This is a genomic window from Vibrio sp. D173a (assembly GCF_030248475.1).
In genome coordinates, this window is record NZ_JAHGAH010001051.1 from 1 (window position 1) to 991 (window position 991).

Sequence of the window (991 nt, forward strand, 5' to 3'; positions counted from 1 at the left end):
CTTACCTATCAGCCAATGAAAGAGATGCTCACTTATCTGCAAGATAACAATTTTAAAACCTACATTGTGTCTGGTGGCGGAGTTGACTTCATGCGAGTGTGGGCGCCAGAGGCTTACAATATTCCCACAGAGCAGATCATCGGTAGTGCACTGAAATACAATTACAGCTACAACGATGGCAAGCCAACCGTGACCAAGGATTCGTCTATCCTAACGATTGATGATAAAGCCGGAAAAGTATCGAATATTCAGCATATTATTGGTAAAAAGCCAATCTTAGCTGTGGGTAATTCAGACGGTGACCAAGCGATGATGCAATGGGCAACCAGCCAACCAAATTCAATGGCTATGATTGTTCATCACACCGATGCTGAGCGAGAGTGGCAGTACGATCGCGAGTCTCATGTTGGTAAATTAGATAAAGCACTTGATGAGGCGAATCAGCGTGATGAATGGGTCTTGATCGACATGAAGTCAGATTGGTGTCAAGTCTACTGATGGTGTTCTTAAGATGGGATAGATGGCTATCCCATTTTTTATGAGCAATTCATAAAGGAAGGTGCGTTAGCCTCGAACTTGGCTTGGGGTTGTTCCTGTCCAACTGCTGTAAGCGCGAATAAATGAATTCATCTCTTGAAAACCAAGCAGGAATGAAACCTCAATAATCGGAAGCTGAGTCTGTTGTAAGTAGTAGTCGGCAAGCTCTTGGCGCACTTTTTTCAACACCCATTGATAGCTGTAGTTCTCGTCAGAAAGCTTTCTTTGTAGCGTGCGTTTGCTCATCGCAAGTTGATTAGCCACATATTCGATGCTGCTTTCCCCTTGAGGTAACGAGCCAATCAAGACGGTTGAGACGCGGTCGAGCGTGATACTCTCTGCCAGTTGAGCTTCAAGTCTCTGTTTTAATTCATTATCAAACATATTGAGCACCGCCTGATTGTTCGTCAAAAAAGGCGCTTGTGCATCTATAGCTCTAAAGCGAATCTGAGCC

General features: G+C 44.3%; 2 protein-coding genes. One reads left to right on the plus strand and one right to left on the minus strand.

Translation table 11 applies throughout. The features are described 5' to 3' along the window. The coding region (locus tag KIV40_RS31215; protein ID WP_285353178.1) for an HAD family phosphatase at window positions 1–498 on the plus strand (498 nt) is incomplete at its 5' end. A gap of 66 nt (window positions 499–564) precedes the next feature. Here the strand turns inward: KIV40_RS31215 and KIV40_RS31220 are convergent. After that, the coding region (locus tag KIV40_RS31220) for an AraC family transcriptional regulator (RefSeq protein ID WP_285353179.1) at window positions 565–991 on the minus strand (427 nt) is incomplete at its 5' end.